The 17,207-nt window shown below is 64.1% G+C and carries 12 protein-coding genes; 6 read left to right on the forward strand and 6 right to left on the reverse strand.

Translation table 11 applies throughout. The annotated features are described in order from the left end of the window. Positions 1 to 85: 85 nt before the first annotated feature. From BLV04_RS14890 to BLV04_RS14910, 5 genes are all read right to left on the reverse strand, one after another. Positions 86 to 4,999, reverse strand: a complete 4,914-nt coding sequence (locus BLV04_RS14890) for a 2-oxoacid:acceptor oxidoreductase family protein (protein WP_093033989.1) — start codon at positions 4,997 to 4,999, stop codon at positions 86 to 88. Between the two features lie 160 nt (positions 5,000 to 5,159). Beyond that, a complete protein-coding gene (locus tag BLV04_RS14895) occupies positions 5,160 to 6,026 on the reverse strand; it encodes an RnfABCDGE type electron transport complex subunit B (RefSeq protein ID WP_093033714.1) in 867 nt (288 codons plus the stop codon). 342 nt (positions 6,027 to 6,368) lie between these two features. Beyond that, the gene (locus tag BLV04_RS14900; RefSeq protein WP_245731904.1) at positions 6,369 to 7,286 is read right to left on the reverse strand and encodes a COG3904 family protein; all 918 of its coding nucleotides are present in this window, start codon (positions 7,284 to 7,286) and stop codon (positions 6,369 to 6,371) included. Between the two features lie 23 nt (positions 7,287 to 7,309). After that, complete coding sequence (gene hisF / locus BLV04_RS14905; RefSeq protein ID WP_093033723.1) at positions 7,310 to 8,899, reverse strand: imidazole glycerol phosphate synthase subunit HisF; 1,590 nt, start codon at positions 8,897 to 8,899, stop codon at positions 7,310 to 7,312. Between the two features lie 95 nt (positions 8,900 to 8,994). Beyond that, a complete protein-coding gene (locus BLV04_RS14910) occupies positions 8,995 to 9,984 on the reverse strand; it encodes a MerR family transcriptional regulator (RefSeq protein ID WP_093033726.1) in 990 nt (329 codons plus the stop codon). A 312-nt stretch (positions 9,985 to 10,296) separates the two neighbouring features. On the opposite strand from BLV04_RS14910, the gene BLV04_RS14915 reads away from it, so the two are divergent. The 6 genes from BLV04_RS14915 to BLV04_RS14940 all read left to right on the forward strand — a co-directional run bounded on the left by BLV04_RS14915 (position 10,297) and on the right by BLV04_RS14940 (position 15,873). Then, positions 10,297 to 10,587 carry a hypothetical protein gene (locus BLV04_RS14915; RefSeq protein WP_093033729.1) on the forward strand — a complete coding sequence of 97 codons (291 nt, stop codon included), beginning with the start codon at positions 10,297 to 10,299 and terminating at the stop codon, positions 10,585 to 10,587. Positions 10,588 to 10,884: 297 nt separating this feature from the next. After that, positions 10,885 to 11,988 carry a polyamine ABC transporter substrate-binding protein gene (locus tag BLV04_RS14920; RefSeq protein WP_093033732.1) on the forward strand — a complete coding sequence of 368 codons (1,104 nt, stop codon included), beginning with the start codon at positions 10,885 to 10,887 and terminating at the stop codon, positions 11,986 to 11,988. A 21-nt stretch (positions 11,989 to 12,009) separates the two neighbouring features. After that, a complete protein-coding gene (locus BLV04_RS14925; RefSeq protein ID WP_093033735.1) occupies positions 12,010 to 13,146 on the forward strand; it encodes an ABC transporter ATP-binding protein in 1,137 nt (378 codons plus the stop codon). Positions 13,147 to 13,167: 21 nt separating this feature from the next. Beyond that, the gene (locus BLV04_RS14930) at positions 13,168 to 14,088 is read left to right on the forward strand and encodes an ABC transporter permease subunit (protein WP_093033738.1); all 921 of its coding nucleotides are present in this window, start codon (positions 13,168 to 13,170) and stop codon (positions 14,086 to 14,088) included. Further along, positions 14,085 to 14,888, forward strand: coding sequence for an ABC transporter permease subunit (locus tag BLV04_RS14935; protein ID WP_093033741.1), 804 nt, complete (start codon positions 14,085 to 14,087; stop codon positions 14,886 to 14,888). The genes BLV04_RS14930 and BLV04_RS14935 overlap by 4 nt, the downstream gene beginning before the upstream one ends. 406 nt (positions 14,889 to 15,294) lie before the next feature. Continuing rightward, on the forward strand, positions 15,295 to 15,873 hold the full coding sequence (locus tag BLV04_RS14940; RefSeq protein WP_093033744.1) for a bacteriohemerythrin: 579 nt from the start codon (positions 15,295 to 15,297) through the stop codon (positions 15,871 to 15,873). 118 nt (positions 15,874 to 15,991) lie between these two features. On the opposite strand, the gene lptF is transcribed toward BLV04_RS14940, so the two are convergent. Next, on the reverse strand, positions 15,992 to 17,122 hold the full coding sequence (gene lptF, locus BLV04_RS14945; RefSeq protein WP_093033992.1) for an LPS export ABC transporter permease LptF: 1,131 nt from the start codon (positions 17,120 to 17,122) through the stop codon (positions 15,992 to 15,994). Between the last annotated feature and the right edge of the window lie 85 nt (positions 17,123 to 17,207).

Genomic DNA, 17,207 nt, shown 5'->3' on the forward strand with positions numbered 1-17,207 from the left:
TGCGTTGGATTGGGATCGGGACGACGCGCCGCACCAGACCTGAAAGGTCGAGCGCACCGCGCCGCGGCGCTGGATTCACCCGCTCCTATTGGTACTTCGCAGCCCGCTTGAGCAGCTTCTCCAGTCCGGCCTCCGCCGGGTTCCAGGCGGTGCCCGGGTGGATGCAGCCGGCGGTGCACTTCTCGGCGGCCTTGACGATGTCCTGATAGGAGCCGCCTTTGGGATCAATCACCTCGACCTTCTTATCCGCGTTGTACTTGAAGACCTTGGGGTTGATGGTGATGCACTCGTCGCAGGCGGTGCACTCCGGGGTCTCGACCCAGACGGGCTCCCAATCGGTCACCGCGCCGTTGCCCGAGCCGTTGCTGCCGGCCGCCGCGGCACCGTTGCCGCCGCCCGAGAAGGACGCGAGCGCCCCCACGTCGCCGCCGGCCATGGCCAGCAGACTGCTGGTCAGCTTCTGTGCCATTTCGGCCTTGGCCTGGTTGCGCACCTGCTCGACGTCAACCTTATTGAGGTGTCCGCAGATCCCGCGCAGCTGTGTCCAGAAAGCGCGCCGCTCTTCGCAGGAGGTCACCAGCTCTTGAGAGACCAGGACCCGCATCAGGCGGTTCTTGGCGTCCACGCCCCAGACGTAGGGGAAGTGTCCGATGCGAGCATCCTCGTCCATCTCCAGGAACTCGGCCATGGGGATCATGGCGTCGTTCCAGGTCTCCGGCGGGGCCTTCCGGAAGTGTTTACGGAAACGTCCCTCGGTCATCGCAAAGTCCGCGAAGGTGAATGGGACGGTCATCTCGGCCGGCTCGCCCTTCTCGTCGGTGTACTTCAACGTCCAGCTGATCCAGTCCTGATCGATGTTCGGATTGCCCTCGATGGAGCAGCATTCCTCGAAGCTGGTGCCGGCATCCGGGTCGAAGCGGAACAGCGGATAGGCACGCGACTCGATCGCCATGCGGCTTTGATGGGTGGACATCTCGTCGCCGATGCCGTGCTCGGGCTGGCAGCTGGTGTAGATGTTGAACAGCGCCGGGTGACGGGCGTTGAGCCCGTCGATGAAGCCTTCGAGCAGGTGCGTGAGATTGCCGGCCGCACCGTTGAGCACGAAGCTGGTGCGATGGGCCATGCCGATGAGTCCCATCTCCTTGCGGATCTCGGTCTTGCCCTTGGCGGTCTTGCCATAGGGGGCCATGTCGGCGACCTGGCCGATGAAGCCCGAGGTGCAGGACTGACCGCCCGTGTTGGAGTAGACCTGGGTGTCGAGCACCATGATCTTCACCGGATGGCCGGACATGAGCGCGCGCGAGAGGTTCTGGAAGCCGATGTCGTACATGGCCCCGTCGCCGCCGACCGCGACGACCGGCGGACACAGCAGCCATTCCTCGTCGGAGAAGTCCTTCCAGCCGAAGTAGGTCAGGGCCTCGCCATGCTCGGCCGGGTTGTAGCCGCGCTCCAGCTCCAGGCGCGCCATGCGGATCGCCTTGAAGCCCTCGCCCATCTTGCGCATGTGGCCTTCGAAGAGACCGAGCGCCATCGAGGGAGAGTCCTGGAAGAGGTGATTCGACCAGGGGAAGGGATAAGGGTTGAAGGGGAAGGTCGCGCCCCAGACCGAGGAGCAGCCCGTCGAGTTGACGATACCCATGGCCGAGCGCGGCTGGGTGGCGGTGTACTGGGCCTTGAGATGACGCAGCTTATCGAGCAGACCCGTCACCCAGGTCAGCCACTCGGGATCGACCGGCTCGGCGCTGCGATCCAGGTCCAGCTCGGCGGACAAATCGGACAGCCGCAGGTCCGCGTCCTTGTGCGCGTTGACGGCCTTGCTGATGGCAGCGGTGTTGGTCAGGTCGATCTTGGAGGCGAGCTTCAACCGGACATGGGTCTCCAGCCGGTTGATCAGATCGTCGAGCTCGGCCAGATGACGCTTCACACGGGTCTGCATCAACGCGGCGACGGTCGCCGTGAAGAGGTGAATGACCGTCTTCTCGCCGCAGCCCATGCAGGAGCCGTCGCCCGAGACCATCGACTGGTAGTTGGACTTGTCGAGCAGCAGGGTCTCCAGGGCGCCGATCTTGTCGTCCAGGTCATCGATGCGGATGAAGTCCGGATCCGTGGTCGGCAGGTCGAGCCAGAAGTCCCACTTGGCGCGCATCTCCTCGATCGTCTGCGTCGTCTGGGGCTCGGAGATCAGCGCGCCGTCGTCGCAGACCTCGATGCACTCGTTGCACCCCTTGCAGGTGTAGGGGTTGACGGTGATGCTGAAGAGTCCGCCGCTGCCCTTCTGCTTCTTTTCGCGGTTGCTCCAATAGGGCTTGGTCACGGCAAACTGATAGTCGCCGAGCGCCTGCATCACGAGGCCGAATTCCTGCTCCATGACGGCCTTCTGCTCGGGCTCGCCCTGATAGGCGGCCAGCGTCTCGAGCACCGCGCGGTCCATCAGCGCGCGCATGTCGGGGGCATCCCCGGCCGCATCGATGAGCTTGCGCAGACGTTTTTCGACGCTGCGGGTCTCGCGGCGCAGATGCTGTGTCGGCATCCCGCGCTCGACTTTGGCGATGGCGGCGGCGAAGACGTCCGAGATCTTGTTCACCAGACCAGGGATGGCGCTGTCCGGACAGACCGAGAAACAGTTGCCGCACGCGGTGCAGTTCTCGGGCACGTATTTGGGATAGGTGAAACGGATCTGGGTCATGTCGCGATAGACGCCGCTCGAAGCCGGCATCAGAGACAGCGCCATGTGCGGATCGGCGAGGTTGTCGCTGCCGCGACCGCTGGCGTAGAAGGCGCCGGTCTGCTCCCAGAAGCGATGCACGTCCGTGATGCCGCCGTCGCCCTCGGGCAGCTGTTTGAGCATGATCGGCAGCCCCGTCTCCTTGCGGGGCAGGAGCTGACCGCTGATCATCGGCTTGTCCACGATCTCGACGATCTCGTCGAAGCCGCGGCGCACGATGCGCAGGTTGTCCTGCACGACACGCTCGCCCTTGGCGCCGAACTTGTGGCGGATCTGCTCCTCCATGGCGGAGAAGAGTCCGGCCTCGTCGAGTCCGGCGCGCTCCATCAGGGGCGAGGCGGCGAAGAAGGCACCTTGGAAGGTATTGCCCTGCATGCGGATCTGCAGCTCCGGATCGGACGCCTCTTCGCGGGCGATCTTGAAGCCATCGATGTAGTAGACGCGGATCTCATGCTCGACGATGTATTTGCGTGCGGCCGGCGGGAAGCTCGCCCAGACCTGCTCGGGGTTGTCGAGGCTCGACTGGACGATGAAGCGCCCTCCCCGATCCAGCCCGGCGAGCGGATTGGAGTGGGTGAAGACGTTCGGATCCGGGCTCAGGACCACGTCGACATAGGTGTATTCGCAGTTGAGCCGGATCGGCTCGGGTGCGGCCGAGAGGAAATAGGTGGTCGGTTGACCCTTCTTCTCCGAGCCGTACTTAGGATTGGCACGGATGTCGAAGCCGAGCAGGTCATAAAGGGTCATCGCCAGGTTCTTGCCCGTCGTGACCGCGCCCCAGCCGCCGACCGAGTGCATCCGCACCGTGATGGCGCCCTTGGGCAGAAGGTTGGGGTTTTCGCTGCCGCGCAGTGCGAGCTCGCCGATGTGCGGATAGGCGTCCTTGAGGGCCTGGATGCGGATCTCGTCCTTGGGATCGAAGGGTTTGCGGATGAAATCGACCGAAAGATAGAAGAACTTACGGTGCGCAGCGCCCGGCAGCATGTTCTCGATCGCGGCGATCAGGCCCTCCGGCTGAAGATCGCGCGAGCCCAAACCGTAGCAGCCCGAATAGAGCCGCGGCATGTCGCCCTGACGGTAGACCGCGTAGTCCGGATAAGGCATGCGCTCGCCCTTCTCGACGCTGCCGTTCTCCAGGCATTTGGTGAGGGCGGCGCGCACCTCGCGCATGACGGGCAGATCCTCGGCCAGGGGCTGATCCGTGCGCTCCAGCACCGCCACGCCCTTCCTGCCCTTGAGCATCTGCCCGATCAGATCGCCCGGGAACGGGCGATACATGGTCAGATTGACGACGCCGACCTTGAGCTTGCGCGTCTCGCGCAGATAGTCCGCGACCGCCTCGGCCTGGGTAATCATGCTGCCTTGGCCGAGGATGATGTAATCGGCATCCTCCGTGCGGTACCCGCCGACGCGCTGATAGCGCCGCCCGGTCAGCGCATGGAACTCGTCCATCACCTGATCGGCAATCGGCTCGATATGGTCGAAGAAGTAAGGGCGCTGGGCGGCGACGGCCTGCATGTAGGCGTCTTGGTTTTGCACGGAGCCCGAGGTGACCGGGTTGTCGACGTCCCAGACCATGGGAACGCGGCGGCGGGTCGGTCCGTAGACCAATTTTTGGGCCGGGGTCGGGCAGGTGATGATGTCATCCGGACGACCGCAGAACTCGGCGATCAAAGCGCGCTCGGGCACCAGCAGCGGCTCGATGAGATGGGTGGTCAGAAAGCCGTCCTGACCGACCGCGGCGGGGGTGAGGGTCAACTCGGCGATCTTGCGCGCGATCAGGTTGAGATCCGCCGCCTCTTGGGCGCTCTTGCCGTAAACCTGGGTGAAGCCCGTATCGTCGATGCAGTGATAGTCGTCGTGCGCGCAGTGGACGTTCAGGCTCGACTTGGTGATGGCGCGCGAGCCGATATTCAGGACATAGGGCAGACGCTTGCCCACGGCCGCGTAAAGCGACTCGTGCATGAAGGCCACGCCCTGGGCAGAGGAGAAGTTGACGGCGCGCAGGCCGGTCATGGACATGCCGGCGGTGACGGCCGCAGCGGCATGCTCGGATTCGGGCTCGACGAAGATCAGCGGGTTTCCCGACACGTTGAGGTGGCCTTTCGCGACCTCCTCGGCCCAATACTCACCCATCTGGGTCGACGGCGTAATGGGATAGGCGCCGGCCGCATCGGAGGCTTCGCGCTCGCACATGATGACGGCGGTGTTGCCGTCCATCGCCATCCGTGTGCCGGGATACTTGACCTGCTTCTCGTCCTTATTTCCGAACATGGGCTTTCCGAACATGGGGCTTCTCTGTGGTTGACCCGGCGGCCCGGCCACCGGCGATAAGCCGGGGCTCGAGGGCGCGACAGGGTGGATGCTTCGATTCTTCGAACGACCGATTTCGGGGGGTGCCGATTGCAGCAGACGACACTCCCGGACCAAGGCGTCAAGCCAGCGGCAATGCCTCTTTGCGGACCACCTTTCTGGCGTCCTTCCCTTTGATGATCCGACCGTCCGGTTCGAGCCAAACGATGGCGCCGGTCGGACAGCGCTCGATTGCGACCTTCGAGGCGATCGCGTTTTTGGTGTAATCCACGACGGCCAGGTTGTCGCGAATCTCGATCAAACCCTCGGGGGAATCCTGCGCACAGCGTCCGCACGCTGTGCAGACGACATCGCATTCATGCTCGCCCTCGTCTCCCGGGTCCAGGTTCTTGCACGCCACCCACAAACGATGGCTGATGGCATGCAGGCTGAAGAGATCCTTCGGACAGACCGTGACGCAATCGCCGCAGGCGGTGCACTTGGAGGCATCGACGATCGGCAGACCGTGGCGATCGAGTCGGATCGCATCGAAGTCACAGACCTCGGCGCAATCGCCCATTCCCAGACAGCCCCAGGAGCAACCCTTGCCGCCGCCGGAAACCAAGGCGGCCGCGCGGCAGGATTCGACACCGCCGTAGGAGGCCCGCATGAAGGCGACATGGGCCCCGCCGGCACAGGCCAGCCGTGCCACGCGCTTCTCGTCGGCACCGAGGTCGACGCCCAGAAAATCCGCGATGAGCTTGTTCATCGCGGGCGAGTTGACTGTACAGCGGCCGGGCGCGATCTCGCCCTTGACCAGCATCTCGGCGAACGGTCGACAGCCCGCGGTACCGCAGGCACCGCAGTTCGCGCGCGGCAGCAGGTCTTCGACCTGATCGATGCGCGGGTCTTCGTAGACGTAAAGCCGCCGGTTCGCCAGGATCAAGATCGTGGCGAGCAGCAGGCCGAGAGCGGCCATGAAACCGACAGCGGTGAAGATGGATGCCATAAACTGCTCGATCAGGCAAAGGTCGGACGGAGATCCGGAGGTGAGCCGTGCGCAGATTCGAATCTGCGACGCGATCGTTCGGTCGTGCCGCATCGCCTGAACGCGAGCACGGATTGACTGCCGTCCCATAAGACTGTGCGAATTTTACGGAATTATGATCTATTAATTTTCATAATTCTGTAAATCGTTACTATTGGATATCAACAGAAGGCTTTGATCCAGATGTTTTTTTTGATCCAGCGCATGGAAGTGGCGAACTCTTTGGAACGCCCGCCTCGGCGGCCTAGTTCATCCCCCCGCCCCAAAACGGCACCCGGCACGCAGCTCCATCCCGGCGCGGTTTTACTCCACGCGCTCGATTACGTCCGTGACCAGACCGGTCTGCAGCGCGTCGGATAGCGAGATGAGAAGAATCTTGTTGTTGGGCACGGAGGCGGCGGCGATGGCGACATCCGGATCGATGCCCATCTCGCGCAGATAGAGGAAGGCGTCGGCGACATAGAGCTGACCGCCCTCGTGGCTGCTGAAGCGCCTCGGAACCTTGCTCTGATGGATCCCCAGCTTCGCATCGGGCGTGACGTAGCGTTCTGCGCCACCCGCGAGGACATCGATGCAGGCCGAAGTGCAGGCCTGATCGACCGCGGTGCGCAGACCCATGGTACGCAGGTAGCGTCCGAGCTTGCGCGCCTCGAAGACCGAGCCTCCGGGGCTGTTGATCACCAGACCGACGGCCCGCCCGCGGCGTAGCTCGCCGATGGTCTTCTCCGCGAATCCGTCGGCGATCTCGGCGCCGTCGATGCGCAGCCAATGCATCCGCAAGGTCCCATTCGGCTCGAACCGAACCAAGGTCGAGGCCATTCCGGTCGCGTCGGAGACTTGCCGACAGGACTCGGTCGCGAAGTCGAGGAGTGCCGATCCGCGCGAGTCGTACTCGACGACCAGCTGATTGGACCGCTCGATGATCGCATCGACCCGAAATCCGTACTTGTCGGCGGCGGCAATCACCGCCGAATCGGTCACGGCGACGTCGAGATTCTGTCCGACGCGCAGAAGATGGCATGCGGCGACCCTGCTCAACCAATCGCCCCGGCTCATGCCCTGCGGAGGACGGGTCGAGCCGGGAATCGTATCGCGGCGCCCGCTGTCGGCTTGATCGGAGGCCTGTCCGGACATCGGCTCGGTCATCTGTCCGGGAACGGCGCAGCCGACGAGGACGCCGAACGAGACACCCAGGAGGACGCGCGCGAGCGTTCGGACCATCGGGCTGTCGTGCCCCCCTCCCATCAGGCCCGGATCTCGATCCCCCGGGCGAGGAGATAGGACTTCACGGCCTGAATCGGCACCTCGCGCCGGTGAAAGATCCCCGCAGCCAGCGCAGCCTCGACGTCCGTCGCCGCGAACACCTCCGCGAAGTGCTCGACACAGCCGGCACCGCTCGAGGCGATGACCGGGATACCGACCGCCGACCTCACGGCCTGAACCAGCTCGAGATCGAAGCCTGCACCCGTGCCGTCGCGGTCGATCGAGTTGAGCAGGATCTCGCCGGCCCCCAGGATCTCGCAGACCCGCGCAAGCTCCACGGCGTCGACGTCGCGACCCTCGCGTCCGCCCTTGACCGTGCATTGAAACCAACAGTACTGCTCGCCCTCTGGTCCCGGCGTGCCGGTCGCGACCGTGTGATGGTGCGTCTCCTCGGGGGAGCGGACATAAACGCGACGCGGATCGATGGAGATGACCACCGCCTGGTTCCCGTAGACACCGGCGATTTGCTCGATGGCCGTGCTGCCGTCCTTGGCTCCGCGTTGCAGATAGCCTTCGACGGCCTCGACCGCATCCGAGCCGATCGAGATCTTGTCGGCCCCGGAGCGGAAATAAGCGTCGGCCACGTCCAATGCGGAATAGTCCTTGCCGGCGGCATCGCGAAAGGCACGGATGCCTCCGCCGATGGTGAGCGGCACGAAGACGCGCTCGGAGGTCCGTTCGAGGACCTCGAGCATCGGCTGGTCCGCCAGCGGGAAATCGCGGAAGGCCGTGATGTTGAGGAAGGTGATCTCGTCGGCACCCTCTTCGTAATAGCGCCGAGCCAGCTCGACCGGTTTGCCGAGATTGCGGACCTCGCCGGCCTCGCGCACGTCGTATTGATCGCCTTTGGTCACGACCAGATCACCGGCGTCGTTGGTGCGCACGTCCAGACAGGCAATGATGCGCTTGGCCAGATGCGTCGGGCTGCGATCGGTCGACGGGGTCGTCGTGGCGAGCGGCTGCTCGGCGCCGGCAAGAAAGCGTCGCAGCAGACGCAACCCGGCGTTTGCGCTCTTCTCGGGATGAAACTGAACGGCGGAGATCCGCCCGCGCTCGACGGCGCTCAGAAACGACCGACCGTAGTCCGTCTTGGCGAGATGCCAGTCCCGGTTCTCGGCGGTCGGATCGGCATAGTAGGAATGGACAAAGTAGAGCTTTTCCCCTGCGTAGTCGGCGAACAACGGGGAGTCGCGCTCCACGCGCACGTCGTTCCATCCCATGTGCGGGACGGCGAGCTCGCCCGCGTCGAAGCGGCGTATCCTGCCCGGGATGACCCCGAGCCCGGGCACGTCGGGGGACTCGTCGCTTCCTTCGAAGAGCGCCTGCAGACCGATACAGATCCCGAGATAGGGCCGACCCGCGGCAAGATACTCGCGCAGGGGATCCAAGTAGCCCAGCGTCTGCAGTCGCTGCATCGCTGCCCCGAAGGAGCCGACGCCGGGGAAGATGAGCCGCTCCGCCTTGAGGATGTCCGCCGGGTGCTCGATCTCGGTCAATGAGAATCCCAGGGAATGGATGGCATTGCGGAGGCTACGCACATTGCCGGCGCCGTAGTCGAGCAGGGAGATCATGGGTCGGAATCCGAGGCTTTCGTGTTGATGCCGGGGCCGCGGATCGCTGGACCCGCGGACGAAACCGTTATCTTAGCGCTATCGGGCAGTCGGATTCAGATTTCTCGATCCGAGGTGTCGAGCAGGATCCCCTCGGCCGCCACCACACGCGCCAGCGCGACCTCCATCATGGCACGTGCCTGTGCGGTCGCCGCGTGGAGATAGGCGTGCAGGGCCGCGTCCTCGGCGTTGCGATCCTCGCATTCGGCGCTGTAGCTCTCGAAGGCGTTAAGGGAGAGCACCAGATCCACCAGATGATGTGGGCACTCGCAGCGCACGCTCGGCGAGGCGGTGGCGATCCGCAGCAGATCCGCGTCGGCGAATCGCCGCGGCGGGATCGGCAAGGACAGGTCGAGGGCTGGCTCCTCTGCGGTCCGTGCCGGCGCCCTCGCGAATTGGCCCATGCACCATTGGCGAAGCTCCTGCAGATCGACCGGTGCGCGCTTAGGAATCAGCCTGCGGGCATCGAGCCGCTCGATCGTGGCCCGGGTGGCAAAGTTGTAGACGAGGATCGCTCGGGTCGCACCGCATTGCGCAACCAACTCGCCGATCTCGCGCACTTGGTCGCCTTGGATCGAGGGGTATTCGAGTACGGCGACGTCCGGCGTGATCGCCGCACGCCCTGCAGCGAGAAACGCGCGACGCGAGTCGTAGAGCCCCACAAGATCGATATTTCCCTGCATCGGCGGCTCTCGCCTGAAGCGCTCGGCGAGCGACGACCCGATCACCAACACCCGGCACGGGCGCTCCGGTGCACCCGCAGGCTCGGGCAGATCCGTTCCGCGGATCCGCTCGCGCAGTTGATCGAGGCTCAGGTTCGCGACACTGCTGATCGCATCGCCCCGATCGACCAAGCGCTTGATGAGGGTTAAGCGACTCACGTCGTCCGGCCCGTAGAGACGCGTGCCGGACTCCGAACGAAGCGGCGCGACGACGCTGTAGCGGCGCTCCCAGACGCGCAGTGTATCGGCGGGAACCCCGGTCAACCGCGATACGGCGCCGATGCGATAGGTGTGACCCGGTAAGGCGGCATCCTGGTCGGTCAATGCGGTCTCCTTTATGGTGATGATCTGTTCATGTTTTGTTTATGTTTTCGCCTTGACAAGGATGAGAGGTGCCGCTAATGTTGACCCATAAGGTTGGACATTAATCGTTCACTTTCAGCCCTGACCCCACATAGAGATCTCGTCGGAGGCGGCGATCCGGTGCGGAGCGAGCCCGACCGTAAGTGCATAGTGGGAGTGTGCGCGCCGCCGTCCAAGTCTTGTCCATGCTTGACGCGAACGTGACTGCGGCCGGATTGCGATGAATCGGCCGATTCGAGTCTTATTCCATGTCGACAGCCAGGAGAAAACGCCATGCAGCTTCAGCAGACCCGAACCCTCCGCAACACCTTTGACGTGGACATGCCGCTTCACCCGGAGACCCGCTCGTGCGAGGACGTCGCGTCACTGGTCGAACGTTTTCTGAGGAGTATCGATGCCCATCGGCGAGACTCGCGGGACTTGGCGCCCGGCGATGTGCTTCAAGCACTCTCGATCGTCACCGCAGTGCAGATGGCCAAGGGCGAGGCGACCGAACGCTATGGATCCGGCCTGCAGATCGAGTTGCGCGGCCTGTCGGTCGAGGCTGCGACGGCACGTATTTAAACCGCATCTCACCGAGGTCAAGGACACCTTCTAAGGCAAACGCAAAATGAAAATGACGCATGTCGCTCGACGCGATTTAGACGACGGCGTTCCACCCGGTTCGTCCGGCCTGCTCGGGCGTTCCGTCGGGTGCGTCTCGTCGGACCTTTCGAGACAGTCGGGAGGTTTCCGCTGCAGCCGAAACCCTGCCGCTCACACTGAAAATCGACACCCGTCCGACGAATCTGAAGTAGCATTGCAGCCCTGTCGACGCCGACCTTCGGCTCAACCTCCAAGCCATCACTCTTCGGGGACTGTATGCAACGGACCTCCACCGCCCTCGTGCTTGCTGCGACACTCGCATCGCCGATGATCTCGCCCGTCGCCGGCGCCGACGAGACCCTGCATCTCTATAACTGGAGCGATTACGTCGCCGAGGACACGCTCTCGGGCTTCGAGTCCGCAACCGGGATCAAGCCGCGCTTGGATGTCTACGACTCCAACGAGGTCCTCGAGGCGAAGCTCTTCGCCGGCAGCAGCGGCTACGACCTGGTCTTTCCCACCGCACGACCCTTTGCCGCGCGCCACATCGCGGCCGACCTCTATCTGCCGCTGGACAAGTCCAAGCTCCCGGGTCTGGACCAGCTCGACCCGGCGATCATGAGCCAACTGGCAAGCATCGATCCCGACAACGCCCACCTGGTGCCCTACATGTGGGGAACCTCCGGCCTGGGGATCAATCGCGACAAGGTCCAGGCCGCATTGGGCGAGACGGCCGACCTCGACACCTGGGCACTGGTCTTCGATCCCGAGACCGCAGCCAAGCTCGGCGCATGCGGGATCAGTCTGCTCGACGACCCCACCGAGGTCTATTCCGCCGCCCTCGCCTACCTGGGCAAGGATCCGAACAGTCTTGAGAAGGCCGATCTCGACGCCGCCTCGGCACTGATCAAGGCGATCCATCCGCATGTACGCTATTTCCACTCCTCGCAGTACATGAGCGACCTGGCCAACGGCGATCTCTGTGTCGCCATGGGCTACTCCGGCGATGTCTTTCAGGCACAGTCGCGTGCCGAAGAGGCCGACAAGGGCGTGGTCGTCGACTATGTCATCCCGCGCGAAGGCGCGGCGGTCTGGACCGACGTCATGGCGATCCCGAAGGACGCCCCCAACCCGGCGGCGGCGCATGCCTTCATCGCCTTCATGCTGCAGCCGGCCGCCATCGCGGCGGTCTCCAACGCCGTCTACTACGCCAACCCCAACCTCGCGGCCACGCCGCTCCTGGACGAAGCCGTTCGGGAGGATCCGGCGATCTATCCGCCGGCCGAGGTCAAGGCGCGTCTCTTCGTGCCCTCGGAGCGCAGCGACCGGGAGATCCGCGATCTCAACCGTCTCTGGACGCGCCTGAAGGCGAATCGCTGACCGGGATCGGAGTCCTCGCCGATGGCCACGCTTGCCGAGCGCCGTTCGCTCGAGCCTTGGCAGGATCCCAAGGCCGTACCCTACCTGCGTATCGACCGGGTCACCAAGAAGTTCGGTGACGTCTACGCGGTCGACGACGTGAGTCTCGACATCTTCCAGGGCGAGTTCTTCTCGCTGCTCGGCAGCTCGGGCTGCGGCAAGTCCACGCTGCTGCGCATGCTCGCCGGGCTCGAGTATCCGAGCAGCGGACGCATCTACATCGACGGCGTGGACGTCACGGACGTGCCGGCCTACTCGCGGCCGGTGAACATGATGTTCCAGTCCTACGCCCTCTTCCCGCACATGAGCGTGGAGCAGAACATCGAGTTCGGGCTGAAGCAGGATCGGCTGTCGAGGCACGAGCGCGGCGAGCGTGTCGGCGAGATGCTGGATCTGCTGAAGATCACAGAGCTGCGCAAACGTCGGCCCGATCAGCTCTCGGGCGGACAGCGCCAGCGCGTCGCACTTGCGCGCAGTCTGGCCAAACACCCGAAGCTCCTGCTGCTCGACGAGCCGCTCGGTGCACTCGACAAGCGCCTGCGCGAGAACACCCAGTTCGAGCTGGTCAACCTGCAGGAGCGTCTCGGCATCACCTTCGTGACCGTCACGCACGATCAGGAAGAAGCCATGACCATGTCCACGCGGATCGCCGTCATGGACGCAGGTCAGATCATGCAGGTCGACACCCCGACCGCCATCTACGAGTTCCCGACCTGTCGCCTGGTGGCCGAATTCATCGGCTCGATCAACCTGTTCGAAGGCAAGGTCGTTGCCACCGAGGGCAACGAGGTGCTGGTCGAGACCCGCGTCGGACGACCCATGCGCATGCGCAGCTTCCATCCGATGGTGCTCGGCACCCCGGTCACGGTCGCGGTACGACCGGAGAAGATGCGGCTCTGTGCCGACTTCCGAGACGACGGGGTCAATCAGCTCAAAGGGCGGGTGGAGGACATCGCCTATCTCGGAGACGTGTCCATCTATCGCATCCGCGTCGGCGACGGGGCCTTGGTCGAGATGACGCTCACCAACGTCCAACCGCGCACCGAGCAGGCGCTCACCTGGGAGCAAGAGGTCGCCATCGAGTGGTCGCCGACCAGCGGCGTGGTCCTGACCGAATAGCCCGCAGCCCCATCGAGCACCATGCCCGCACCGCCCCCGAATCGCGCCAAACACGCGCATCGCACGAGCCGACTGGTCAACATCGGCATCCCCTACCTGTGGCTGGGGCTTTTCTTCCTGCTGCCCTTCGCGATCGTGCTGCAGATCAGTCTGGCCGAGCCGGCGCTCGCGCAACCGCCCTACACCGCACTCTGGCAATGGGTCGACGAAGGTCTGCTGCGCATCGAGATCAATCTGCGCAACTTCATGATGGTCGCGGAGGACGATCTCTATCTGAGCGCGCTGCTCAACTCGCTCCAGGTCGCCTTCATCTGCACCCTGCTCTGCCTGCTGTTGGGTTATCCGATGGCCTACGCCATCGCGACCGCACCCGAGCGTTGGCGGATCATCCTGTTGATGCTGATCGTTCTACCCTTCTGGACCTCCTTTCTGATCCGTGTCTACGCCTGGATCGGGATCCTCAAGTCCAACGGGCTGCTCAACGATCTTCTGATCTGGCTCGGCCTGATCGACACCCCCTTGGCGATCCTGCACACCAATACGGCCATCTATATCGGCGTCGTCTACTCCTATCTGCCCTTCATGATCCTGCCGCTCTACGCCAATCTCACACGGCTGGATCTGAGCCTGCTCGAGGCCGCGGCGGATCTGGGCTGCCGACCCATGCGGGCCTTCCTGCGGGTCACCCTGCCGCTCTCGATGGCCGGTATCGTCGCCGGCAGCATGTTGGTGTTCATCCCGGTCGTGGGCGAGTTCGTGATCCCGGACCTACTCGGCGGACCCGAGAGCCTGATGGTCGGTAAGCTGCTCTGGACCGAATTCTTCTCCAACAAGGATTGGCCCCTCGCCTCGGCGCTCGCGATCCTGCTGCTCGCCCTGCTGGTGGTGCCCTTCGTCATGATGCAGCGTCTGCAACAGCGCATGGAGGGAAGCCGTCCATGAGGCGTCGACGCTGGCCGCTGCTGACGGTACTCGCCTTTGGCTATGCCTTTTTGTATGTGCCGATCCTGCTGCTGATCATCTATTCGTTCAACGAGTCGCGCTTGGTGACCGTTTGGACCGGATTCTCGACCAAGTGGTACGTCGAGCTCTTTCGCAACCAGCAGCTGCTCGATGCCGCCTGGCTGAGCGTGCGCATCGCCGCCGTAAACGCGACCCTGGCCGTGGTGCTCGGAACGCTTGCCGCCAACGCCTTGGTGCGCCATCGCCACTTTCGCGGACGCACCGGATTCGAGCTGCTGCTCACCGCCCCGCTGGTGATGCCGGATGTCATCATCGGTCTTTCGCTGCTGCTGCTCTTCGTGGCGATGCAGCACACGATCGGCTGGCCCGACGGTCGCGGCTTCACGACCATCACGATCGCCCATGTCACCTTCAGCATGGCCTATGTCGCAGTCGTGGTGCGCGCGCGCCTCTCCCAGATGGACCGCTCGCTCGAAGAAGCGGCCATGGATCTGGGCGCCCGTCCGCTGCGGGTCTATCTGACGATCACGCTCCCGCTGATCGCCCCCGCGCTGCTCTCGGGTTGGTTGCTCGCCTTTACGCTCTCGCTCGACGATCTGGTCATCGCCAGCTTCGTCGCCGGTCCGGGTTCGACGACCCTGCCGATGGTGATCTATTCGAGCGTGCGGATGGGCGTCTCCCCGCAGATCAACGCGCTTGCGACCATCATTGTCGCGGTCGTCACGCTGGCGGTCGTGATCGCGGGAATCTCGATGCGCCGAGGTCCAGAGGCGCGGTGAGTGGGTGTCCTCCGGGGGCCGTGCTGGAAATCCGGTGCCGGAAATGCCGTCGGCTTCAAGTCACCCGGAGCGCCCGCGCGGCGGCGTGCAGATGCGTCGGCTCAAGCAGATCCGGACAGGCCCGTCGGCGAATTGATTCAGGATAAGGATCGATCCCGTCGGCCGGCCTATGGTATCGCCCGCACTCACAGGTCTCTCGAGGGGTCGAGACCTTGGCTCGGCTGGAGGGGTTGAGCTGGATGGGTCGATCCGGAGCGGGTGCAGGGCAAGACGATCGGGACGTGCGCGTCATGCCGCCCGGACGAAGGTTTGATCACGACGGCCAGACGGATCCGTCTGAAGAGGCGCCTCCTGCGCGACGCCCTTCAGCGACTCCTCGAATCCATCGGCCGCAGTCGAGGAGGTCATGATGAATCGGCATACGCGTCACGCCACCGGCTCGCTGCCCGTCGGCCACGCTCGGTCGGATCGGCTCGAGAGCCCCGTCGCGTCGCGAGAAACCCAGACGTCGAGGACACTCGAGCGTCCCGAGCAGACCCCGCTGGTGTGGCGGGACGAATGGTGCATGGACATCCCCGCATTGGACGCCGACCACCGTCGGCTGGTCATCCTGGTGAATGCGTTGCTCGCCAGCCGACCCCGCTCGGAGCGGGATCCCGCCGGAATCGGCGATGATCGGGAGCCTGACGCCGCCGACAGCGAGCCCCTCGCGCGTTTCGAGGCCCTCTTGGATCACCTGAGGCATCATTTCAAACGCGAGGAAGCGATTATGCTGTCGATCGATTACGACGATTTTCAGACCCACAAATGCGAGCACAGCCTGCAGTTGGCGGAGCTCACGGAGCTTCGCCGGCAGGCGGTGCGCGATCACGGCAACGCCTTCAGCCATGAGTCGCTGCAGTGGGTCAAACGCTGGTGCTTCGATCATTTCGTTGCCGAGGACCAGCGCCTTGCCCGCGCCTACGCGGAGGTGACGCGTCCCTGAGGTGCCTACGGAACCGATCAGTGACCGGTTTGTAATTTAAACCGCGCCGGTTGCAGCGGCGGTCAAGTCTGCCGGGGCCGATCCCATCCAAAAGCATTGCATACCGGGCTGGGCGCGGCTAACCCGGCTGCTCGCCGAGCCGCCCGTTCGGCCCGCCTGAAACGCGTGCGATCATGCGCTTGAGCCAAAGGCTCTCGGGGAGCAAGACCAGATAGACGATGCCGAGGATCACGAGCTGGTACCAGAAGCTCGTCAACCAGACCGGGGTCACGCCTGTCGCAAGCCAATTCTCCGCCAGGCGCTGCAGGTTGAAGAAGCTGAAATAGGCCAAAAAGGCAAGCGATAGGCGGCCGGAGCTGCGCTGTCGCGGCGAGAGCGCCACCAGCGGAATCGCGATGACGGTGAGAACGAGGATCGCCAGTGGCGCGGCCAACCGGTGCTCGAGCTCGGCACGGTCGGGAAGCTCGGGCGACGCCAAGAGGTCGAGAGAGGGCGTGGTGGAACGCTTGGAGATCACTCCCTGAGCGGCGCCGGACGCCCGGATGCGAATCCGATACTCCTCGAACTCGCCGATCATGAAGACCGCCGAACCCGGATCGCCGTCGAAGCGGTGCCCGCTCGACAGGGTGACGATATGGTCGCCCGTACCCTCCTCGATCCGATGTTGCCCGTCCCGACTCACCACCAGACGGGCTGCGTCCTCGCGACGGTCGAGGATAAAGACATCGCCGAGCGACTGTTGTCGGTCGATGTCGCCGATATAGAGCACCAGCTCCCCGCCTTGCTCGAGATAGAACCGACCCGGTTGAAGCCCCGCGATTTGTGCCGCCTGCTCCTTCTGCTGCATCCGGATCTGATGGATCCCGGCTGCCGCCCAAGGCTGCAGAACCAGGGAGATCCAAGCGGTGACCAAGGCGACCGGCACGGCAAGGAGGAGCAATGCCCGAAACACCCGTTGCGGACCGATGCCGCAGGCACTCATCGCGATCAACTCGCTGTCGCGCGAGAAACGGCTCAAGGTCACCAGCAGCGCCAGGAAAAAGGCCGGAGGCAGCAGGTTCGGCATGTCGCGTACGACCTGGAAACCGAGAAACTTGATCACCAAATGAGCGCTCAACGCCCCGACGTTCACCTCCTCGAGCGTGCGCAAAAAAAGCATGCTCGCAACCACCAGCACCAGGATCGCCACGATGGCGGAGAAGACCTTGGCCGCTTCCGAGAGCAGATAGCGATCGACGATTCCGAGCATGTCCTTCTCTAAGATGATGTCCGGGAAAGCATCGACCAAGACGTAGGGGCGACTTTAGTCGCCCGGTAAGCATTGGCGACACGCA

The sequence above is a fragment of the Thiocapsa roseopersicina genome (assembly GCF_900106925.1).
Taxonomy (GTDB): Bacteria; Pseudomonadota; Gammaproteobacteria; order Chromatiales; family Chromatiaceae; genus Thiocapsa; species Thiocapsa roseopersicina.